The sequence below is a fragment of the Serratia sp. JKS296 genome (assembly GCF_900215445.1).
GTDB classification, from domain to species: domain Bacteria; phylum Pseudomonadota; class Gammaproteobacteria; order Enterobacterales; family Enterobacteriaceae; genus Serratia; species Serratia marcescens.
The window spans coordinates 1,074,190-1,093,064 of record NZ_OCMX01000001.1; the positions used below are offsets into that span (position 1 = coordinate 1,074,190).

Annotated in this window: 25 protein-coding genes and 1 other RNA gene; 16 read left to right on the top strand and 10 right to left on the bottom strand. The window is 59.9% G+C overall.

All coding sequences use genetic code 11. The features are described from left to right. The first annotated feature begins 49 nt into the window (after positions 1–49). Positions 50–622 (top strand): DNA endonuclease SmrA, encoded by a 573-nt coding sequence (gene smrA, locus CRO23_RS05050; protein WP_097101481.1) that lies wholly within the window; start codon positions 50–52, stop codon positions 620–622. A 50-nt stretch (positions 623–672) separates the two neighbouring features. Here smrA and CRO23_RS05055 read toward each other — a convergent pair whose 3' ends face one another. Continuing rightward, a complete protein-coding gene (locus CRO23_RS05055) occupies positions 673–1,086 on the bottom strand; it encodes a DoxX family protein (protein ID WP_016929826.1) in 414 nt (137 codons plus the stop codon). Between the two features lie 192 nt (positions 1,087–1,278). On the opposite strand from CRO23_RS05055, the gene CRO23_RS05060 reads away from it, so the two are divergent. After that, a complete protein-coding gene (locus CRO23_RS05060; protein ID WP_016929825.1) occupies positions 1,279–1,509 on the top strand; it encodes a (4Fe-4S)-binding protein in 231 nt (76 codons plus the stop codon). Between the two features lies 1 nt (position 1,510). Further along, positions 1,511–1,789 carry a GNAT family N-acetyltransferase gene (locus CRO23_RS05065; RefSeq protein ID WP_016929824.1) on the top strand — a complete coding sequence of 93 codons (279 nt, stop codon included), beginning with the start codon at positions 1,511–1,513 and terminating at the stop codon, positions 1,787–1,789. Positions 1,790–1,821: 32 nt separating this feature from the next. Here the strand turns inward: CRO23_RS05065 and CRO23_RS05070 are convergent, their stop codons facing one another. Continuing rightward, entirely contained in the window at positions 1,822–2,004 is a 183-nt protein-coding gene (locus CRO23_RS05070; protein WP_016929823.1) for a YodC family protein, read from the bottom strand. A 120-nt stretch (positions 2,005–2,124) separates the two neighbouring features. Here CRO23_RS05070 and CRO23_RS05075 point away from each other — a divergent pair, with 120 nt between their 5' ends. Beyond that, positions 2,125–2,640, top strand: coding sequence for a DUF1543 domain-containing protein (locus CRO23_RS05075; RefSeq protein ID WP_097101483.1), 516 nt, complete (start codon positions 2,125–2,127; stop codon positions 2,638–2,640). 137 nt (positions 2,641–2,777) lie between these two features. After that, complete coding sequence (locus CRO23_RS05080) at positions 2,778–3,275, top strand: GNAT family N-acetyltransferase (RefSeq protein ID WP_097101485.1); 498 nt, start codon at positions 2,778–2,780, stop codon at positions 3,273–3,275. Positions 3,276–3,348: 73 nt separating this feature from the next. Here CRO23_RS05080 and CRO23_RS05085 read toward each other — a convergent pair whose 3' ends face one another. After that, on the bottom strand, positions 3,349–4,083 hold the full coding sequence (locus CRO23_RS05085; RefSeq protein WP_079452323.1) for a class I SAM-dependent methyltransferase: 735 nt from the start codon (positions 4,081–4,083) through the stop codon (positions 3,349–3,351). A 100-nt stretch (positions 4,084–4,183) separates the two neighbouring features. Between CRO23_RS05085 and CRO23_RS05090 the strand changes: the two genes are divergently transcribed. The 4 genes from CRO23_RS05090 to CRO23_RS05105 all read left to right on the top strand — a co-directional run bounded on the left by CRO23_RS05090 (position 4,184) and on the right by CRO23_RS05105 (position 7,342). Further along, on the top strand, positions 4,184–4,636 hold the full coding sequence (locus tag CRO23_RS05090) for a GNAT family N-acetyltransferase (protein ID WP_080286908.1): 453 nt from the start codon (positions 4,184–4,186) through the stop codon (positions 4,634–4,636). 112 nt (positions 4,637–4,748) lie between these two features. Beyond that, positions 4,749–5,159 carry a DUF2946 domain-containing protein gene (locus CRO23_RS05095; protein WP_033639566.1) on the top strand — a complete coding sequence of 137 codons (411 nt, stop codon included), beginning with the start codon at positions 4,749–4,751 and terminating at the stop codon, positions 5,157–5,159. A 119-nt stretch (positions 5,160–5,278) separates the two neighbouring features. Next, entirely contained in the window at positions 5,279–6,892 is a 1,614-nt protein-coding gene (locus CRO23_RS05100) for a DUF2534 family protein (RefSeq protein ID WP_097101486.1), read from the top strand. A gap of 102 nt (positions 6,893–6,994) precedes the next feature. Continuing rightward, the gene (locus CRO23_RS05105; protein WP_016929815.1) at positions 6,995–7,342 is read left to right on the top strand and encodes a DUF6404 family protein; all 348 of its coding nucleotides are present in this window, start codon (positions 6,995–6,997) and stop codon (positions 7,340–7,342) included. Between the two features lie 97 nt (positions 7,343–7,439). Here the strand turns inward: CRO23_RS05105 and ssrA are convergent. Together ssrA and smpB are read right to left on the bottom strand one after the other, a co-directional pair. After that, positions 7,440–7,803, bottom strand: a transfer-messenger RNA (tmRNA) gene (gene ssrA / locus CRO23_RS05110). Between the two features lie 49 nt (positions 7,804–7,852). Further along, positions 7,853–8,335 (bottom strand): SsrA-binding protein SmpB, encoded by a 483-nt coding sequence (smpB, locus tag CRO23_RS05115; RefSeq protein WP_004929094.1) that lies wholly within the window; start codon positions 8,333–8,335, stop codon positions 7,853–7,855. A 161-nt stretch (positions 8,336–8,496) separates the two neighbouring features. Here smpB and CRO23_RS05120 point away from each other — a divergent pair, with 161 nt between their 5' ends. Then, a complete protein-coding gene (locus tag CRO23_RS05120; RefSeq protein WP_004929096.1) occupies positions 8,497–8,931 on the top strand; it encodes a type II toxin-antitoxin system RatA family toxin in 435 nt (144 codons plus the stop codon). Further along, entirely contained in the window at positions 8,924–9,208 is a 285-nt protein-coding gene (locus tag CRO23_RS05125) for an RnfH family protein (protein ID WP_004929098.1), read from the top strand. The genes CRO23_RS05120 and CRO23_RS05125 overlap by 8 nt, the downstream gene beginning before the upstream one ends. A 118-nt stretch (positions 9,209–9,326) precedes the next feature. Here CRO23_RS05125 and bamE read toward each other — a convergent pair whose 3' ends face one another. The 3 genes from bamE to nadK all read right to left on the bottom strand — a co-directional run bounded on the left by bamE (position 9,327) and on the right by nadK (position 12,532). Further along, complete coding sequence (gene bamE / locus CRO23_RS05130) at positions 9,327–9,665, bottom strand: outer membrane protein assembly factor BamE (protein ID WP_004929101.1); 339 nt, start codon at positions 9,663–9,665, stop codon at positions 9,327–9,329. Between the two features lie 240 nt (positions 9,666–9,905). Beyond that, on the bottom strand, positions 9,906–11,567 hold the full coding sequence (gene recN, locus CRO23_RS05135; RefSeq protein ID WP_097101488.1) for a DNA repair protein RecN: 1,662 nt from the start codon (positions 11,565–11,567) through the stop codon (positions 9,906–9,908). Between the two features lie 86 nt (positions 11,568–11,653). Next, positions 11,654–12,532, bottom strand: coding sequence for an NAD(+) kinase (gene nadK, locus CRO23_RS05140; protein ID WP_097101490.1), 879 nt, complete (start codon positions 12,530–12,532; stop codon positions 11,654–11,656). Positions 12,533–12,657: 125 nt separating this feature from the next. Between nadK and grpE the strand changes: the two genes are divergently transcribed. After that, entirely contained in the window at positions 12,658–13,242 is a 585-nt protein-coding gene (gene grpE / locus CRO23_RS05145; RefSeq protein WP_016929801.1) for a nucleotide exchange factor GrpE, read from the top strand. Positions 13,243–13,298: 56 nt separating this feature from the next. On the opposite strand, the gene ung is transcribed toward grpE, so the two are convergent. After that, positions 13,299–13,982 (bottom strand): uracil-DNA glycosylase, encoded by a 684-nt coding sequence (ung, locus tag CRO23_RS05150; RefSeq protein WP_097101491.1) that lies wholly within the window; start codon positions 13,980–13,982, stop codon positions 13,299–13,301. Positions 13,983–14,328: 346 nt separating this feature from the next. Here ung and grcA point away from each other — a divergent pair, with 346 nt between their 5' ends. From grcA to CRO23_RS05165, 3 genes are all read left to right on the top strand, one after another. After that, positions 14,329–14,712: an autonomous glycyl radical cofactor GrcA gene (gene grcA, locus CRO23_RS05155; RefSeq protein ID WP_004929114.1), complete on the top strand. Its 384-nt coding sequence runs from the start codon at positions 14,329–14,331 to the stop codon at positions 14,710–14,712. Positions 14,713–14,895: 183 nt separating this feature from the next. Further along, positions 14,896–15,858 (top strand): DUF2974 domain-containing protein, encoded by a 963-nt coding sequence (locus CRO23_RS05160; protein ID WP_079450452.1) that lies wholly within the window; start codon positions 14,896–14,898, stop codon positions 15,856–15,858. Beyond that, entirely contained in the window at positions 15,851–16,606 is a 756-nt protein-coding gene (locus tag CRO23_RS05165) for an ankyrin repeat domain-containing protein (RefSeq protein ID WP_097101493.1), read from the top strand. Before CRO23_RS05160 ends, CRO23_RS05165 begins: the two co-directional genes overlap by 8 nt. A 52-nt stretch (positions 16,607–16,658) precedes the next feature. Here CRO23_RS05165 and srmB read toward each other — a convergent pair whose 3' ends face one another. Further along, entirely contained in the window at positions 16,659–17,981 is a 1,323-nt protein-coding gene (srmB, locus tag CRO23_RS05170) for an ATP-dependent RNA helicase SrmB (protein WP_016929798.1), read from the bottom strand. Between the two features lie 99 nt (positions 17,982–18,080). Here srmB and trmN point away from each other — a divergent pair, with 99 nt between their 5' ends. Then, positions 18,081–18,860: a tRNA(1)(Val) (adenine(37)-N(6))-methyltransferase TrmN gene (gene trmN, locus CRO23_RS05175; protein WP_016929797.1), complete on the top strand. Its 780-nt coding sequence runs from the start codon at positions 18,081–18,083 to the stop codon at positions 18,858–18,860. Positions 18,861–18,875: the final 15 nt, after the last annotated feature.

Below are 18,875 nucleotides of genomic sequence, written 5' to 3' on the forward strand. Positions count from 1 at the left end.
ATCGACCCCATTCCCAGCCGTAAAGGCTGCCGTTCAAGAGAGGTGGAACATGAGCGAGCAGGAAAAAGACTTTTTTGAACAGGCGATGGCGGACGTGGTGCCGCTGGCGAACGGGCGGCAGACGCTGTACCTCAAGCCGCAGGCGGCGGTGGACAAAAGCGCACGGCGCGACGCGCAGCGGCTGCGGCAGGAAAACTTCCTCAGCACCGATTTTCTCGAAGTGATCCCCTGTGAACAGCCGCTGGAGTTCAAAGGGGAAGGCATTCAGCAGGGCGTGCTGGACAAACTGCGTAACGGGCGTTACCCGCCGCAGGCATCGCTGAACCTGCTGCGTCAGTCGGTCGAAGCCAGCCGGCAGGCGCTGTTTCGCTTCATCGTGCAGGCGGAGGCGCAAAACCTGCGTTCACTGCTGATCGTGCACGGCCGCGGGCGGCAGAACGAAAGCCATCCGAATATCGTGCGCAGTTACGTCGCTAAGTGGCTGGCGCAGTTTGAACAGGTACAGGCATTTTGCCGCGCCTTACCGCGCGACGGCGGCGAGGGCGCCTGCTATGTCACGCTGCGTAAATCGGCGCAGGCCAAGGCAGAAAACTTTGAGCGCCACGCCAAGCGCAGCCGGTGAAAGGATAGCCGAAATAAAATGGCCGGCGAATATCGCCGGCCATCGATGAATTATTTATTAAATATTTTATAGTCCAGCGAATAACGGCCGGCGCCGGTTACCGCCAGCAACAGCAAACCACCAATGATGCTGATGTTTTTAAAGAAGTTGATTTCGTTGCCCATCATTTCCATGCCGGTCATTTTCCAGAACGGATGGCCGATAAACGCGGTGCCCAACACATACAGGGCGAAAATGACCGCGATAGGCCGAGTAAACAGGCCGAGAATAAGCGCGATGCCGAAAATAAACTCCACCACCACGGCAACGATCGCCGCCAAATAAGGCATCGGCGTGCCATAGCCTTCCATCGCCGTGACGGTCGCACCGAAGTTGACCAGTTTCATCCAGCCGAAAATGATAAACAGAACCATCAGTAGAATGCGGGACAGCAGAATTACGCCGTCTTTTGAGCTATCACCCATTTCGAACTCCTTAGCCACTGTCGGAATTATGTTGTCTTGCTGATTAAAGATTAGAACAATTTACGTTTTTTTCTAGCGGCGACGGGCGGTTGCGCCACTTTTTTCATTGGGTGAGACGCGTGGTGAAGCCGACGGCATTGCCTATACTTGAGCCTGGAGCAAAAACAATAAAACAGGCAATGTGAGGCCAAGATGGATGAGGAATTGACCGCCGCCGGTTACCGCCGTTATTCCGGCGACAAGATTGACGTTTATTTTAACAGCGCGATATGCCGCCATTCCGCCAACTGCGTGCGTGGCAACGCGGCTATTTTTACCCTGAACCGCCGGCCGTGGATTATGCCGGATAATGCCGACGCGGCCGAAGTGAAACGCGTTATCGACACTTGCCCCAGCGGCGCACTGAAATATAGGGAGAAATAATATGGAACATAAAATACTGGCAGACGAGAAGCGTTTTTATATCAATGACGAGCACGGCAAGCTGATCGCCGAGATCTCTTTCGTGCCGAGCGGCGACAAGCTGACCATTATCGATCACACCTGGGTGGATGAGTCATTGAAGGGGCAGGGCGTCGGCAAAAAGCTGGTGGCGCTGGTGGTGGAGAAAATGCGCGCGGAGCAGCGTAAAATCATTCCGCTATGCCCGTTCGCCAAGCATGAGTTCGATACCACCCCAGCCTATCAGGACATTCGCGCCTGAGGCGATAACGGGGCGCGGCGCGCCCCGATCATTCAGCAGACGCCGAAATCGCCGTCTTCGTGGTACAGCGCCACCTCGTTGGCCTGCACCTCCGTACGCTGCTCTTTACCCAGTTCATTCCAGCTGCAAACCAGGGTTTCGCCGTCGATCGCCACCACGGTCATCTTCGGGCCGCCGGTGGTGCGTTGTACAAAATCACCGATATTGAATGCCATGCGTTCCTCCACAACAGATTAAACCTCATCTATTGATAACACAGAATGGCGCCGCCGTTGGCAGGTGTTTCGTTATGTATTAAATTATATAGCGATTATCATCAAGGAGAGCAGACTAACATGCCGGGATTATTGATGTTTTATGTGGGCGGTACGGCGCCGGGCGCCAATATTGAGTTGCACGACGTGCAGTTTGCGGCGGTGGATCGGCCGGAAGAGGCGTATCCGCTGCTGCGCGAAAAGTGGTTCGGCGATAAGCGCAAGGTGCATGTCGACGGTTATGCGCGCATCGACTGGGCGGACGGTTACGACGTGAGCCTGGAGTCTGCGCCGTTCGCCGGTGAAGAGAAGCTGTTTTTCGTTAACGTGGGCGGTTACCGCAGCGATGAGCTGGCGGAACTGCACCAGTTCGGCCTGTTCGTGGCGCGCTCCGCCGACGAGGCGAAAGACAAAGCCAAACGGGTACTGCTGACTGACAGCGCGCAGCAGCACAAGGATGACCTGGCCGAGGTGGACGACTGTCTGCTGCTGCAGGCGCTGCAAGGCTACCACGTGCATCTGCGGGCCAACCCGCACGGGAAACCGGCCCGGCCGCTGTGGCAGGGGTATCTGCCAATCGGCGAACCCGCGCTATAACGCTGCTTCGAACACCTGCGGCAGGTTGAGATCGCGGCGTTTCAAATCCAGATGCATGATATTGAAAATGCCGTTCATGCAGCATGAGAGGCGCGGTATGCTGGCAAGCACAGTCATCAACACACCCAGGATTTACCATGACCATTGAGATTTACCCGGCGCAAAAGAGCGACGCCAAACTGATTCTGGATATGATTATCGAGCTGGCGGTGTACGAAAAGGCGCGCGAGCAGGTGCTGGCCAGCGTGGAAGACATCGAACGCAGCTTGTTTGGGCCGGGCGCCTGTTCCGAAGCGCTGATTTGTACGGTGAACGGCGAGCCGGCGGGTTATGCGGTGTTCTTTATGAGTTACTCCACCTGGCTGGGTAAAAACGGCATCTATCTGGAAGACCTGTACGTGGCGCCGAAGCATCGCGGCGCGGGCGCCGGTAAAACGCTGCTGCGGCACATCGCCCGGCTGGCGTGCGAACGGCAGTGCGGCCGCCTGGAGTGGAGCGTGCTGGACTGGAACCAACCGGCCATCGATTTCTACCTCAGCATCGGCGCGCAGCCGCAGGGCGAGTGGGTGCGTTATCGTATGGAGGGCGAGGCGCTGACGTACTTCGCGGCGCACGGGGCGTCGCTGCCGGCGTAACCGTCATTGGGGGGAGGCGGCCTCCCCAACTGTGGTGGTGTGATCGGTTTACTGCGGGTGAATCAGGTCAGGATCAGGCGGGTTTGCGGGCGGCGAGAATGAAGATCATCGGGCGCTCCTGCTCTTCGTCCAGCGCCGGGTTAGCGGCGATTTGCTGCGCGCTGGGGCCCCATTCGTTCAAATGCTGGATGATAAACCCTTGCTGCGCCAGCGGGTTGATATAGCTGCCAAGCGTGCGGTGCTGCTTGATGACGCCTTCCGCCAGCCAGTTGGAAACGCGCTGGCCTTCTCGCTGGTAACCGTTGACCGGCCAGGATTTCTGCCCGTTGCCGTCGGTCAGCCAGCCCTGCTGCGCCGGGGCGGTGTAGATCGGGTGCTCGGCGGTGAAGATGAACTGCCCGCCAGGTTTCAGCGCGGCGTACACCGTGGCGAACAGCGCGGACAAATCCTCGAGGTAGTGCAGCGTCAGCGAGCTGTAGACCAGATCGTAACGGTTCACAGGCAGCTGCAGCTGCGCCAAATCCTGCCGACGATACTCGATGCCCGCGTCGGCGGTCATCTCCCGCGCCTTGGCCAGCATCTTTTCCGAGACGTCCAGCCCCAGCACGCTGGCTGCGCCCTGTTCGCGGGCGCTGCGGCAGAACCAGCCGTAGCCGCAGCCGAGATCGACCACGCTTTTGCCCTGTAAATCCGGCAGGATGCGGCGGATGGCGGGCCATTCCGGCGCGCCGTCCAGACCGTGCTGCGAGCGGCTGAGCTGCGCATAGCCGTCGAAGAAAGCCTGATTGTCATAGATATTTTGCGTCATGATGACTCCTTGGGGTGAATGACGGCGGCGGAATGCCGCTGCCATACCCTGCATATTGCTGCATAATTCTACGCTGACAACATGAATAACGGGAATGACGATGGACATGATTTCGGTGCGGCAAGCGCCCGAGCTGGCGCCGCGCGCCATTGCGTATTTTCAGCGGCACTGGGCCACGGCAGAGACGCTGATGATGTATGAAGACGCCATCAACCGCAGCCTCGGCGCTGCCAACCCGCTGCCGCAGTGGTACCTGCTGATGGAAAATGACCAGATCCTCGGCTGCGCGGGGCTCATCACCAACGACTTTATCAGCCGTGGGGAGTTGTATCCCTGGCTGTGCGCGCTCTACGTAGAAGAGACGCAGCGCGGCCGAGGCTACGGCGCCAAACTGATTGAGCATGTAGCGGCGGAAACCCGCCGGCTGGGCTTCCCGCAGCTGCACCTGTGCACCGATCTGGAAGGATACTACGAGCGCAGCGGTTTCGTTTATAACGGGCTCGGCTATCACCCCTGGGGCGAGGCCTCGCGGGTCTATTCGCGGGTGCTGTGATCGCCGCCGCCGTGTAAGACAAACCTGACTTTTCATTCACCTTATCGCGCCTCGCGGGTTACACTGGCCGCTTGTTCGCCACCGACCGGGTTAATTCGCCGCCGCGATGAGAGTGCCACGCCAGCTACCGCAACGCTTCACCGCCTGCATCGCCATTATGGCGGTGCTGTTGCTGTTTGTGGCTCCGGTGGTGTCGAAATCGCTGATGCACCATCAGATGATGGGCGGCATGATGCAAACGGACGCCGCCATGCCGCACGACATGCACGGGATGGCGATGCCCGCCGCCGAGTATGCCGGCCACCACGGCATGGACTCGGCGGAGATGATTTTCTGCGGCTACTGCGAGCTGCTGATCCACGTGCCGCTGCTGTTGTGGGTATTCGTCCCGCTGCTGTGGCTGATGACGCGCATCGCGCGCCTGCCTTGCGCGCCGCGCATCGTCCCCCCGCCCATTCGGCGCCTTGCTCTGCGGCCAAGCCCGCGCGGGCCGCCCGGCCAGCCGTTTTTCCTTATTGCTTGATCATGGGTAACGCCGTTCGTATCGCTGCGGACGGTTTGCCTGCGCGCACAGTTTGAAAAACGAGAAAGGCCATGTCTTCGATAACCAAAACTCCACCTGCCGCATCGCCGAGAGGCGCGATGCTGAACCTGATCAGACGGCTGCATTTTTATATCGGCCTGCTGGTCGCCCCTTTTATTCTGGTCGCCGCACTGACCGGCACGCTGTATGTGCTGACCCCGCAGCTTGAAGAGGCGCTGTATCGCGATGCACTGTCTACCGAGCCGCACGGGCACGCGAGACCGCTGGCCGACCAGATCGCCGCCGCCCGCCGTGTGGCGGGTGACGAGGCGCGCATTTACGCCGTGCGCCCGGCGCCCGGTGCAACGGACACCACGCGTGTGCAGTTCGCGAGTGCCGATCTGGGCGCTTCCGAGTCGCGCGCGCTGTTTGTCGATCCTTACACTCTGGCAATCAAGGGGGATATGACGGTGTACGGCACCTCCGGCGTGCTGCCGCTGCGCACCTGGCTGGATAAGCTGCACAGCAGCCTGCTGCTTGGCGATCTGGGGCGCAACTACAGCGAACTGGCGGCCTCCTGGCTGTGGGTGGCCGCCCTGGGCGGCGTGGCGCTGTGGCTGGCGACGCGGCCGAAGCGCAAGCTGAAAAGGGCGAAAGGGGGCTTTGCCGCCAGCCGCCATTGGCATATCACGCTGGGCGTGGCGCTGCTGGCCGGGCTGCTGTTCTTCTCGGCCACCGGGTTGACCTGGTCGCAGTGGGCCGGCGGCAACATCGACACGCTGCGGGCCAACCTGGGCTGGCTGACGCCGCAGGTCAACACTAGCCTGCAGGCCGATGCGCCGCAGACGCCGGCCGATCCGCACGCCGAGCACCGCGGTATGATGCCGGGCATGGAGATGAACCCTGCCGCACAGACCAATGCGCTGAATGGCGACTGGGATCGGGCGCTGCACGCCGCGCGCGCCGCCGGAATAGACGCCGCTAAGGTCGAGCTGCGCCAGCCGAAAGGCGAGGGCAAAGCCTGGACGGTGACCGAAGTAGATCGCAGCTGGCCGACGCAGGTGGACGCGGTCGCCATCGCGCCGCAAAGCTTCGCCGTCGTCGATCAGGTGCGGTTCGAGACCTTCCCGCTCATCGCCAAGCTGACCCGTTGGGGCATCGACGCCCACATGGGCATTCTGTTCGGCTTGCCGAATCAGCTGCTGCTGGCGGCGTTCGGCCTCGGGCTGTGCCTGATGATTGTGCTGGGTTACCGCATGTGGTGGAGTCGCCGCCCGGCGGCGGGTGCGCAGCATCCGGTGCATACGCTGGTTGCCGCCTGGCTGGCGCTTTCCCTGCCTGCGCGCGCCGGCACGCTGCTGGTAGCAGCGGCGCTGGGTTATTGCCTGCCGGTAATGGGGGTGAGCCTCGCGGCGTTGCTGCTGGTGGACGTATGGCGCTGGCGCGGCCAGCGGCAAGGCCAGCGGGATGAAACGCCGGAAGCGGCCGCCCGCCGCGCCGAGGTGCGCAAGTTCCGCGCGGCGGTGGCGACGGTGGCGGTAGCGGTCGGTTGCGTGATGGGCCGAGCGATCCTCGGCGGCACCGTCGAACAGTTTCAGCTGCCGATCGGTGACTGGAGCGCACAGATGGTGATCATGCAGAGCCTGATGGTGTTGCTGTATACGCTGGTGTTCACCCTGCTACTTTCCATTCCGCTGTGGTATTTCTTCCTGGGGGAAAAAGAGGGGCGGTGAGAGGGGGGCCGGCATGCCTGCGGGCATGCCGGATATTTGGGAATGGGGCTTAAGCGCGTATCATCTCACCAAAGGGTAATTTCCACTGAAAGGAAGCGAACGATGACGTTTAAACAACAAAGGGATAAGGCGATAGCGCTGATGGAGGAAAAGAAGATGTGGCGGAGTAACTATGCGCCGCCAATCTTGCGCTTGCTGTGGCGAATGGACGTGAATATGCCACCGCCGCCGTTTGCGCCTTTCTGGCTGAATATGCTGTTCTTCGGCATTTGGTTTGGCCCGCTATGGGGCGTGCTGATGTGGTTCATGGTATGGAAAAATCAGGGACATACTGGTGACGAGGCCCTGATATTAAGCCTCGCCGCCGGCCTGCTGTTTGGCTTTTTTATGGCGCTTTTCCACTATTGGCGAAAAAAGGCGAACAGGTTGCCGGACTGGAACGATCTTTGACACGTTGGTGATGAACAGACACAAAAAAGCCCGCAACCGAAGTTGTGGGCTTTTTCGCTATTATCGCCGGGTCTATCTGGTTCACTGGCGACGTATTTGGTGGAGCTGGGGGGATTTGAACCCCCGTCCGAAATTACTACACCGTCGGCACTACATGCTTAGTCCAATCTTTACATTCGCCGGCCAGCTGCGGATGGACACGCTACTGACAGACTAGCCTGATTGAGTTTAACGCTTCAGCCCCAGGCAGGACATCCACGCGATCTCTTTTGGGTTTGACCTCTCTTGATCCCCGTCCTAAGAGCGGAGGCTAGGGAGAGAGGGCTCTAAGCAGGGTATTAAGCTGCTAAAGCGTAGTTTTCGTCGTTTGCGACTATTTTTTTGCGGCTTTTTACGAGGCCAACCGCCCCTCGGCATGCTCCTAGGGCTTCGCAAATCCCGTCGAATCCAGAATCAGCCCCAAGTAACTTTGTGCAGTATACCAGAAGTTTACCTCGATAAGCCAGCGGCTTAACGATTGGCGTGCTTCATGATACGGGCTTTCGCCGTCTGCCATTCGCGATCTTTGATGTCATCGCGTTTGTCGTGCTCTTTCTTGCCTTTGGCTACGCCGATCTTGATCTTGCTCCAGGCATTTTTCCAATACAGGGACAAGGCCACCACGGTGTAACCTTCGCGGTTGACGCGGCCGAGCAGGGTGTCCAGCTCGCGTCGGTTCAGCAGCAGTTTACGGGTACGCGTCGGATCGCACACCACATGCGACGAAGCCACGTTGAGCGGGGTGATGGTGGCGCCAAACAGATAGGCCTCACCGTCACGGAACGTCACGTAGCTGTCGCTGAGGTTGGCTTTGCCGGCACGCAGCGATTTAACTTCCCACCCTTGCAGCGACAGGCCCGCCTCGAATTCTTCTTCAATGAAGTATTCGAAACGCGCGCGCTTGTTTTGGGCAATGGTGGCGGAACCGGGTTTGTGTGCTTTTTTCTTTGTCATAGTGCGTTCATTATACTGGATGCTTCAGCGAAAGAAATCCTTTCCCGTTCAGCACCTGCGCAATTTTTCGCATTTTTGGTGCCCTCATCCCGTAGCAGATTTTTTGTTTGCCGCCAGATAAATGATATTATCTGTACGTTTTATGTCTTACAGGAAATGATATGCCCCAGATCAGTCGGTCTGCATTAGTGCCGTTCAGCGCCGAGCAGATGTATCAGTTGGTTAACGATGTTCATTCTTATCCCGATTTTCTGCCAGGCTGCACTGGCAGCCGGGTGCTTAACGCTACCTCCAACGAGATGACCGCCGCGGTGGACGTCGCCAAGGCCGGTATCAGCAAGACCTTCACCACGCGCAATACGCTGCTGGATAACCAGAGCATCAATATGCAGCTGGTCGATGGCCCGTTCCGCAAGCTGATGGGCGGTTGGCAGTTCACACCGCTGAGCGAAGAGGCCTGCAAGGTGGAGCTGCACCTGGACTTCGAGTTCACCAACAAACTGATTGAGCTGGCGTTCGGCAAGGTGTTCAAAGAGCTGGCGGGCAGCATGGTGCAGGCATTCACCCAGCGGGCGAAAGAGGTCTACAGTGTCTGACATCCAGGTCGAGGTGGTGTACGCCTTGCCGGAGCGGCAGTACCTGCGCAAGGTGAAGCTGGCCGAGGGCAGCAGCGTTGAGCAGGCGATCCAGGCTTCGGGCCTGCTGGAGCTGCGCCAGGATATCGATCTCAAGAGCAACAAAATCGGCATCTACAGCCGCCCGGCCAAGCTGGGCGATACGCTGAACGACGGCGACCGGGTGGAGATTTACCGGCCGCTGATCGCCGATCCGAAAGAGCTGCGCCGGCAACGGGCAGAAAAGGCAAAAAAATAAGGCGCTTATAGCGCCTTATTTTTTTATCTGAAATTGATTTTCTCTTCCGCGTTGCAGCCTGCGACTGTCATGAGGAACACCATGCCCCCCCATGGGCCGGAAGAGCGGGCGACGCCGATTACTTGGTCAGCGCCGGTTTGTTCTGGATATCGGTCAACACGCCTGCGCTGTCGAAGGTCAGCGTCAGCGTCTGCTGGGTGATATCTTCATGGCCAGGCTGCTGACGGAATACATAGAACCACGTTTGCGTTCCAAACGGGTCTTGCAGCATTGGGGTGCCCAATGTGTAAGCGACCTGTTGTTGGGTCATCCCTTTCTGAATTTTCGCCACGTCGGTCGACGTCAGGTAGTTCCCCTGGTTGATGTCAGGACGATAAACCACCTTTTCAAAAGTAGAACAGCCTGCAGTCAGCATCACAAGAACTACAGCGGCGGCAGTCAGCGTTTTACAGCGCATAGTAATCACATTCCTTTAGGGCATAGGATGCCGATGATAATAGACCTTGCGGCAGTTGGAAACCTTTATACCCTTCATCTTTCACGTTGCGACGCATTGGCTTTCCTTTAGCACCTCAAGCGCTTGGCCTTTTTCAGGCTGTTGAGATGGCTTTGGATCACCGCCGCGCCGCACTTTAGATATTTCTCGGGCCAACAGCGTCACTGTCAGACCGCAGGAAAGTGAAAAAGTTGAGCTTTTTTATGCCGCCAGCAGTTCTTTGGCGTTCGCCAACGTATTGCGGGTGACTTCGCTGCCGCCGAGCAGGCGCGCCAGCTCCTGCAGCCGGGCGCGTTTATCCAGCGGCGCCATCTGGGTTTCGGTGACCGTGCCGTCGGTCTGCTTGCTGACGAACAGGTGCTGATGCCCGCATCCGGCCACCTGCGGCAGGTGGGTGACGCACATCACCTGGGTGGATTCGCCGAGCTGGCGCAGCAGACGGCCGACGATGGCGGCGGTCGGGCCGCTGATGCCCACGTCCACCTCATCGAAGATCAGCGCCGGAGTTTCCATCTTGCGGGCGGTGATCACCTGAATGGCCAGCGCGATGCGCGACAGCTCGCCGCCGGAGGCGACCTTCGCCAGCGGCTGCAGCGGCTGCCCCGGGTTGGTGGAGACGCAGAACTCGGTGCGGCTGGCCCCTTCAGCGCTCAGGTGCTGCGGTTCGAAGCGCACGTCGATGTTGAATTTTCCGTGCGGCATGGAGAGCGCCTGCATGCTGTCGGTGATGAGCGTGGTCAGCTCGGCGGCGTAGTACAGGCGTTTCTGGTGCAGCTCTTCCGCCAGCGCCAGCGCCTGCTGGTGATGCAGGGTAACCGCCTCGTTCAGGTGCTCATGGTCGCTTTCCTGCTGAGACAGCAGCTGCTGTTCATCCAGCAACTGCTGATGCAGCTGCGGCAGCTCTTCCGGCGCGACCTGGTGTTTGCGCGCCAGGCTGATTTGACGCGACAAGCGCTGTTCCAGCTCGTGCAGGCGATTGGGATCGAGATCCATGCGATCGGCGTAATGGCGCAGTTCGTCGCTGGCTTCGCTGATCTGGATAGAGGCTTCTTCCAGCATGTCCAGCAGACCGCTGAGCTTATCGTCCAGCCCGGCCAGCTCAAGCAGCAGGTGTTTGGCGCTGTAAAGCTGGCTGAGCATGTTGTTCTCGTCGCTGTCGGCCAGCAGCTGCAGCGTTTGCTGGCTGAGGGTCAGCAGTTGGCCGCTGTTGGCCAGACGCTTGTACTCGGCGTCGGTCTGCTCGAACTCGCCGGCCTGCGGCGCGAATTCGTTCAGCTCTTTCAATTGGTATTGCAGCAGTTGCTTGCGCGCTTCGCGTTCGATGGACTGCTGCTGATGGTGCGCCAGTTCGCGGCAGCTCTGGTGCCAGCGCTGGTAGGCTTGGCTCATCGCCGCCAGCAGGGCGGGTTCGTCGGCGTAGGCGTCGAGCAGCGCTTTTTGGTGCTCCGGCTTGAGCAGCAGCTGATGGGCGTGTTGACCGTGGATTTGAATCAGGCGTTGCCCTAACTCGCGCAGCTGAGACAGCGGCACGGCGGTGCCGTTGATAAAACCGCGCGAACGGCCGTCGGCGTTGATCACCCGCCGCAGCAGGCATTCGTTGCTGTCGTCCAGCTGGTTCTGCTCCAGCCATTCGCGCGCGGACGGGGTGTCCGCCAGCGAGAAGCGGGCGCAGATGTCGGCGCGGGCGGCTCCCAGGCGCACCACGTTGCCGTCGGCGCGGTTGCCGAGGCACAGCCCGAGCGCATCGATAGCGATGGATTTGCCGGCGCCGGTTTCACCGGTGATCGCCGTCATGCCCGGTTGAAAATCGATTTCCAACTCACGAACGATAGCAAAGTTGCTGATGGTTAATTGCGCCAGCATGGGAACCTTCCTGTGTATAAACACATAACTGTAGTTTCATACAGTATAAACTGGTTTTATATACAGTAAAGTGGCCGGCGCAGATTTTAGAACAATTTTTTAGACCAGCCCAACTTGGTGCTTAACGTGTTGAAATAGCTGTAGTCCTTCGGGTGAATCAGGTTCAGATGGAAGTTGCTGCGGCGGATCAGCACTTCTTCACCTTCCTGGATCGGCAGCGCGATCTGGCTGTCGCAGCTAATCTCCAGATCGCTGCCGATCTGCGAAAATTTCAGGCGGATGGTGCTGTCGCCGTTGATCACCAGCGGCCGGGCGGAAAGGGTGTGCGGGAACATCGGCACCAGCGCGATCGCCTCCAGCGACGGGGTGAGGATCGGCCCGCCGGCGGAGAGCGAGTAGGCGGTGGAGCCGGTCGGGGTGGCGATGATCAGGCCGTCGGAGCGCTGTGAGAAGGCGAAACGATCGTCGATGTACACCTCGAATTCGATCATGTGCGCCACTTTGCCGGGGTGCAGCACCACCTCGTTGATGGCGGTGCTGATGCGGCACTGCTGGTGCTCTTTATGCACGATGGTTTCCAACAGGAAACGCTGTTCGTCGATGTACTCGCCTTCCAGCACGTCCGCCAGCTGCTGCAGAGCGTTGTCGGGATCGAGATCGGTGAGGAAGCCGAGGTTGCCGCGGTTGACTCCGATCACCTTGATGTCATAGCGCGCCAGCACGCGCGCGGCGCCGAGCATGTTGCCGTCGCCGCCGACCACCACTGCCAGGTCGGCCCGCTGGCCGATATCCGCCAGGCTGCCGATCACGGCGTCTTTCAGCCCCAAATCATGGGCGATTTGGCGTTCGACCATCACCGAATAGCCGCGGGCGACCAGCCAGTGGAACAGCATCTCGTGGGTTGCCAGCGCTGAAGGGTGACGCGGGTGGCCAACAATGCCAATACAGGCGAATTTTTTATTCATTTGCTGTGATTTTCCTCACCGGGACCCGTTTATGCCCCACATTGTGACCGGTTGACTTGAAACCCCGGTTTTGATCCCCATAATAAGCCAAGTTGCGAGATTAATGCTAAAACGCGGAGATATTCATGAGTAGTAAAGAACAGAAGACGCCAAACGAGCAAGTCTCGGAAGAAATGGAACAACACGCTCATCACGAGGATACGCTGCCGGAAGCGGCGGAAGGCGTCGATCTGCGCGATGCGCGTATCGCCGAACTGGAAGCCCAACTGGCGGAAGCTCAGCAGCAAGAGCGCGACAGCCTGCTGCGCGCCAAAGCGGAAGCGGAAAACATCCGTCGCCGCGCCGAACTGGACGTCGAGAAAGCGCACAAGTTCGCCCTGGAGAAATTCTCCGGCGATCTGCTGCCGGTGATCGACAACCTGGAGCGCGCGCTGGATCTGGCGGATAAAAACAATCCGGAACTGGCCGCAATGATTGAAGGCATCGAGCTGACATTGAAATCGCTGCTGGACGTGGTGCGCAAGTACGGCATCGAAATCGTCGGCGACGTCAACGTGCCGTTCAACCCGGAAGTGCATCAGGCGATGAGCATGATGGAATCCGCCGATCACCAGCCGAACCACGTGATGATGGTTATGCAGAAAGGCTATACGCTGAACGGCCGCCTGCTGCGCCCTGCGATGGTCGCGGTCTCCAAGGCCAAGGCGTAATCGCTCCGGCAACGATATAAAGAAAGGCACCCAAGGGTGCCTTTCTTGTCTCTGTGCTACGCCTGCAGCAGGCGTGGCATCCAGTCGATCGGCGTGAGCCCTTGCTGCTCCAGCAGCTGATTGGCCTGCGAGAAGTGGCGGCAGCCGAGGAAACCGCGGTGGGCGGAAAGCGGCGATGGGTGCGGCGCTTTCAGCACGTGGTGGCGGTTGCGGTCGATAAAGTTGCCTTTCTTCTGCGCGTGCGAGCCCCACAGCAGGAACACCACGCCTTCGCGGTTCTCGTTCAGGGCGGCGATCACCTTATCGGTAAAGGTTTCCCAGCCCAAATTGGCATGCGAGTGCGCGCGGCCGCCCTCTACCGTCAGCACGGTGTTGAGCAGCAGCACCCCCTGTTCGGCCCAGCTTTGCAGGTAGCCATGATCCGGGCGTTCGAAACCGGGAATGTCGGTCGCCAGCTCTTTATACATGTTCACCAGCGACGGCGGCGCCGGCACGCCGGGGCGCACCGAGAAAGAGAGGCCATGCGCCTGATTGGGCCCGTGATACGGATCCTGGCCGAGGATGACGACCTTGACGTCCGCCAGTTCGGTAAAGCGGAACGCGTTGAACACGTCTTTCTGCGGTGGATAAATGGTCTTACCGGCCTGACGTTCAGCGGCAACAAAGGCGAGCGTTTCAACAAAATAGGGCTGCTCTTTCTCTTTGCCGATCACGTCATGCCAGGTGAGGGAGGTGGCCATAAACGCTCTCCTTTGTTTTCTTTAGCAATTCATGGGCTATAGCTTACCGTGTCGGCTCGCGCAGCGAAACCCGCTTTTCATTTCTCGCCTCCGCGCGCCATGCAATTATTTTTGAAAATTTACAAAAATAATTGGTTTTTGCCGCGGTGGTAAAATTGATATAAAACATAAATTTGCCCCTTCACGCCCTACGCCTACCCGGTAAAAATTGACTTTAATCAAGGAACTGGCCCGGTCAGGCTGGTATACAGAACAACAAGACAACAATGGTTTTACCAAATGGCCGAAACCAGGATTGGGTTTTCTCACGACGTGAATTTTTACGCCCTTGTACGGAGGCAACATAATGATTACCGGTATTCAAATTACCAAAGCGAACGACCAGGCGCTGGTGAACTCTTTCTGGCTGCTGGACGATGAAAAAGCGGAAGCCCGCTGCGTGTGCGCCAAGGCCAACTACGCGGAAGATCAGGTTGTCGCAGTGAGCGACCTGGGCCAGATCGAATACCGTGAAGTGCCGCTGGAAATGCAGCCGACCGTGCGTGTGGAAGGCGGTCAGCACCTGAACGTCAACGTGCTGCGTCGCGAAACCCTGGAAGACGCGGTCAAGCACCCGGAAAAATACCCGCAGCTGACTATCCGCGTGTCCGGTTATGCGGTGCGCTTCAATTCCCTGACGCCGGAACAGCAGCGCGACGTTATCGCCCGCACCTTTACCGAAAGCCTGTAATTTGCGGCGCTGTCAATCAGGGAGCTTCGGCTCCCTTTCTTGCGTTTGACGGCCGAAAACGGAATGCGGATCACATTCTGTACAAAGATAAGCATTTCTAATACAGAACTCATCCGACCTGCCGATAGCTAAATCAGCACCTATTTAGGTGCTCAATAAAAAGTCTATCGACAAGGAGTCGGCATGAGTATGCCTTTAAGTTTTACCTCTGCAGTATCCCCGGTGGCCGCGATCCCTACACCTCGCGCCGTTGCCGAGACGGTGACGGCGGCGCAGCCCGCGGCAGCGCCGGCAAATTCGGCGCCGGTGGCCACTCCCTCTCAGAACTCGCTCAATGCGCAGGCCATGTTGAATACGCTGGTCGGCGATATCTCCGCGGCGGCGCCGACGGCGGCGGCAGCGCCGGGCGTGACCCGGGGGCAGCAATCGCAGGAGGGTGATTATGCGTTGGCGCTGTTGGCCAAGGACGTTTATTCACTGAACGGTCAGGGCGCCGCTGGGTTCAACCGCTTGAGCGACAGCGCGCTGCTCGGTTTCGGCATCGATCCCGCCAGCCTGCACGACGCAGGCAGCGGTTTCCAGGCCGGGGTTTACAGCAACGACAAGCAGTATGTGTTGGCGTTTGCCGGCACCAACGACTGGCGCGACTGGCTGAGCAACGTGCGGCAAGCGACGGGCTATGATGATGTGCAGTACAATCAGGCGGTTGCCGCCGCCAAAAGCGCCAAGGCGGCCTTCGGCGATGCGCTGGTGATCGCCGGTCATTCGCTCGGCGGCGGTCTGGCGGCCACGGCGGCGCTGGCGACCGGCACCGTCGCGGTCACCTTCAATGCGGCCGGGGTGTCAGATTACACGCTGAATCGCCTGGGTATCGATCCGGCGGCGGCGAAGAAAGACGCCGAAGCCGGCGGCATCCGTCGTTACAGCGAACAATATGACATGCTGACCAGCACCCAGGAGTCGACTTCGCTGATCCCGGACGCCATTGGCCACAACATCACCCTGGCCAACAACGATACCCTGACCGGTATCGATGACTGGCGGCCGAGCAAGCATCTGGATCGCAGCCTGACGGCGCACGGCATCGACAAGGTGATAAGCTCGATGGCGGAACAAAAGCCGTGGGAGGCGAAGGCCAATGCCTGAAGGGCGTCGCTTGCGGCGAGCGCTGGCGATAGCCTTACTGGCGCTGGTCGCGGTGACCGGTTTACTGATGATGGCTAAGGAGCAACAGATGGGGCAGGAGATTTCACCGTTTGACGGCCGCGGCAACTTGGCGCTGGCTCAGGCGGTGGCGCGCGGCGATGCGCAGGGCATCCATGCGCAGGCTACGCAGGATCGCTTGCGCGAACGAGGCGATCGGCAGGTCACGCTGTTGCAGTGGGCGGTGCTTTCGCAGCAGCCGGCCAGCGTGCAGGCGTTGCTGGATCTCGGGGCCGACCCGTCGGTAGCGGGGCTGGACGGCAACAGCGCGCTGCACACCGCGGCGATACTGCAAGACGTGCAGTATCTGCGGTTGCTGCTGGCTGAAGGGGCGCAGGTGAACGTGCGCAATGCCGTTACCGGCGCCACGCCGCTTGCGGCGGCGGTGCTGGCCGGGCGCGAGGAGCAACTGCGGTTGTTGCTGGCGGCCGGGGCGGACACCACCCTGAGCGATCGGCTGGGGGATACCCCGCTGCATCTGGCGGCGAAGATCAACGCGCCGCATCTGGCGCTGTTGCTGTTGCAGGCCGGGGCCGATGCCCAGGCGCGCAATCAGCAGGGTTATGCGTTCCAGTTTTATTTCTTGCAAACGCCGGCGCATTTGCAGAATGACGAGCTGAAGGCGCAGTTCCGCGAGCTGGATAAATGGCTGCAGGGGCGCCGCCTGGCCACGCATTACGCGCAGCAGTAAACGCCCATAAAAAAACCGCCTGTACAGGCGGTTTTTTCTTAGGCAGCGGTGGTTATTCTGCGTCGCCGGCCGGTTTGGCCTTCGCCTGACGGCGTTTTCCGACGTTTTTGGCGTCGCGATGGCGCACTTTCACCTTGGCCTTCTCTTTGTTCTTCGCTTTATCTTCCGCGCGTTTGGCCAGCACTTTCTTCGATGGCTTGCCGTTGCTCTTCTCGTTCGGCACCTTGGTTTTCGGCCGCAGTTCGTCGATCACGCGCGCTTTCAGCGGCTCGTTCAGGTAACGGCCCACTTTGCCCAGCAGCAGATGGTCGTGCGCTTCCACCAGCGAAATGGCGGTGCCTTTGCGCCCGGCACGGCCGGTACGCCCGATGCGGTGCAGGTAGGTATCCGCCGTGCGCGGCATGTCGAAGTTGAACACGTGGGTGATATCGAGGATATCCAGGCCGCGCGCGGCAACGTCGGTGGCCACCAGCACGTTAACCCGGCCATCCATCATGCGTTTGACCGCTTCGTTGCGTTTGGCCTGCACCATCTCGCCTTCGAGATAGCAGGTGTTGATGCCCGCTTCGCGCAGCCAGGTGGCCAGCTCATGCACGCGCTCGCGCTTGCGCACGAAAATCACCGATTTCTGCACGTCCGGCTGTTTCAGCAGGTGGATCAGCAGCGCGGTTTTGTGCTGCACGTCATCGGCGCGGTAGTACCACTGCAGGATCTTCTTGCGTTCGCGGCGCGACGGATCGGCTTCCACTTCCACCGGCTCTTTCAGGATGCGTTCGGCGAATTCGCGGATCGCTTCGCCTTCCAGCGTGGCGGAGAACAGCAGCGTCTGGTTGCGCCAGCGGGTTTCGGCGGAGATGGTTTCGATGTCCTGCGCGAAGCCCATGTCGAGCATGCGGTCGGCTTCGTCGAGGATCAGGGTTTCCACCGCGCGGCAGTCGAAGTTCTCTTCTTTAATGTATTGCAGCAAGCGGCCGGTGGTGGCGACCACCACGTCCTGGTTTTCGCTGAACACTTCCGCGTGGTTCATGTAAGCGACGCCGCCGGTGATGGTGGCGATATCCAGCGAGGTATGAGCAGCCAATTCACGCGCCTGGTCGGCGACCTGCATCGCCAGCTCGCGCGTTGGCGTCAGGATCAGCACGCGCGGCGGGCCGGATTTCTTGCGTGGAAAGTCCAGCAGGTGCTGCAACACGGGCAGCAGGAAGGCGGCGGTTTTGCCGGTGCCGGTCGGAGCCGAACCTAAGACGTCGCGCCCGTCCATCGCCGGCGGGATCGCTGCGGCCTGAATGGCGGTGGGGCGATCGTAGCCTTTGTCGCGCAGCGCGTCGATCAGGCGATCATCGAGTTCGAGTTCGGAAAAAGTGGTTGCTGTCATGGTCTACCTCTACTTGGGGCGCCGATTATAGACGGGTTGGCCGCGATCTTCACCTATTTAAGCGGAAAGCCGCTCTTTTCCCGCCGATCAGATTGCCTTATGCTACGCCAGTTTTATAGCCGGGTGGTGAGTGTGAGCAAGCGATCGAAAGCCGATTTTACCCCGCGCCGCGGGGGTTTTACCTTTAAACAATTCTTTGTCGCCCACGATCGTTGCGCCATGAAAGTGGGCACCGACGGGGTGCTGCTCGGCGCCTGGGCGCCGCTGGGGCAGGCGCGCCGGGTGCTGGACATCGGCAGCGGCAGCGGGCTGATCGCGCTGATGCTGGCGCAGCGCAGCGGCGACGAAGTGACCATCGACGCGGTGGAGCTGGATGAAGCCGCCGCCGGCCAGGCGCGCGAAAACGCGGCGGAATCGCCGTGGCCGCAGCGCATCCGCGTGCATGCGCAGGATATTCACCATTATGCGCAGCAGCATGCCGCTGAGTATGATCTGATCGTCAGCAATCCGCCGTATTTCGAGCCGGCGGTGGCCTGCCGCGACCAGGCGCGCCACAACGCGCGCTACACCGAAACCCTGACGCACGACGCGCTGTTGGCCTGCGCGGCGCAGCTGCTGGCCGCGCAGGGGACGTTTTGCGTGGTGCTGCCGCACGACATCGGCGCCGAATTCGAACGCCTGGCGCAGCAAAGCGGCTGGCACACGGCGGCGAAAGTGAACGTCAGCGATCGCGCCGATACGCCGCGGCACCGGATGCTGCTGGCGCTGACCCGGCGGGAAACGCCGCTGCGGGAGCAGGCGCTGGCGATCAAACAGGCCGACGGCGGCTATACCGACGATTTCCGCCGGTTGATCGCCGACTTCTATCTGTTCTACTGAAAGGAAAAGGGCGCC

Coding starts and splice junctions, on each gene's coding strand:
- ung (WP_097101491.1), bottom strand. CDS start 13,982: ATGGCCACCTCCCTCACCTGGCATGACGTGATCGGCAAAGAGAAAGAG.
- CRO23_RS05070 (WP_016929823.1), bottom strand. CDS start 2,004: ATGGCATTCAATATCGGTGATTTTGTACAACGCACCACCGGCGGCCCG.
- CRO23_RS05090 (WP_080286908.1), top strand. CDS start 4,184: ATGGACATGATTTCGGTGCGGCAAGCGCCCGAGCTGGCGCCGCGCGCC.
- CRO23_RS05075 (WP_097101483.1), top strand. CDS start 2,125: ATGCCGGGATTATTGATGTTTTATGTGGGCGGTACGGCGCCGGGCGCC.
- CRO23_RS05080 (WP_097101485.1), top strand. CDS start 2,778: ATGACCATTGAGATTTACCCGGCGCAAAAGAGCGACGCCAAACTGATT.
- srmB (WP_016929798.1), bottom strand. CDS start 17,981: ATGACAGCAACCACTTTTTCCGAACTCGAACTCGATGATCGCCTGATC.
- CRO23_RS05120 (WP_004929096.1), top strand. CDS start 8,497: ATGCCCCAGATCAGTCGGTCTGCATTAGTGCCGTTCAGCGCCGAGCAG.
- trmN (WP_016929797.1), top strand. CDS start 18,081: ATGCTACGCCAGTTTTATAGCCGGGTGGTGAGTGTGAGCAAGCGATCG.
- CRO23_RS05165 (WP_097101493.1), top strand. CDS start 15,851: ATGCCTGAAGGGCGTCGCTTGCGGCGAGCGCTGGCGATAGCCTTACTG.
- CRO23_RS05055 (WP_016929826.1), bottom strand. CDS start 1,086: ATGGGTGATAGCTCAAAAGACGGCGTAATTCTGCTGTCCCGCATTCTA.
- CRO23_RS05060 (WP_016929825.1), top strand. CDS start 1,279: ATGGATGAGGAATTGACCGCCGCCGGTTACCGCCGTTATTCCGGCGAC.
- grcA (WP_004929114.1), top strand. CDS start 14,329: ATGATTACCGGTATTCAAATTACCAAAGCGAACGACCAGGCGCTGGTG.
- CRO23_RS05105 (WP_016929815.1), top strand. CDS start 6,995: ATGACGTTTAAACAACAAAGGGATAAGGCGATAGCGCTGATGGAGGAA.
- smrA (WP_097101481.1), top strand. CDS start 50: ATGAGCGAGCAGGAAAAAGACTTTTTTGAACAGGCGATGGCGGACGTG.
- nadK (WP_097101490.1), bottom strand. CDS start 12,532: ATGAATAAAAAATTCGCCTGTATTGGCATTGTTGGCCACCCGCGTCAC.
- CRO23_RS05160 (WP_079450452.1), top strand. CDS start 14,896: ATGAGTATGCCTTTAAGTTTTACCTCTGCAGTATCCCCGGTGGCCGCG.
- CRO23_RS05065 (WP_016929824.1), top strand. CDS start 1,511: ATGGAACATAAAATACTGGCAGACGAGAAGCGTTTTTATATCAATGAC.
- CRO23_RS05100 (WP_097101486.1), top strand. CDS start 5,279: ATGCTGAACCTGATCAGACGGCTGCATTTTTATATCGGCCTGCTGGTC.
- recN (WP_097101488.1), bottom strand. CDS start 11,567: ATGCTGGCGCAATTAACCATCAGCAACTTTGCTATCGTTCGTGAGTTG.
- bamE (WP_004929101.1), bottom strand. CDS start 9,665: ATGCGCTGTAAAACGCTGACTGCCGCCGCTGTAGTTCTTGTGATGCTG.
- CRO23_RS05085 (WP_079452323.1), bottom strand. CDS start 4,083: ATGACGCAAAATATCTATGACAATCAGGCTTTCTTCGACGGCTATGCG.
- smpB (WP_004929094.1), bottom strand. CDS start 8,335: ATGACAAAGAAAAAAGCACACAAACCCGGTTCCGCCACCATTGCCCAA.
- grpE (WP_016929801.1), top strand. CDS start 12,658: ATGAGTAGTAAAGAACAGAAGACGCCAAACGAGCAAGTCTCGGAAGAA.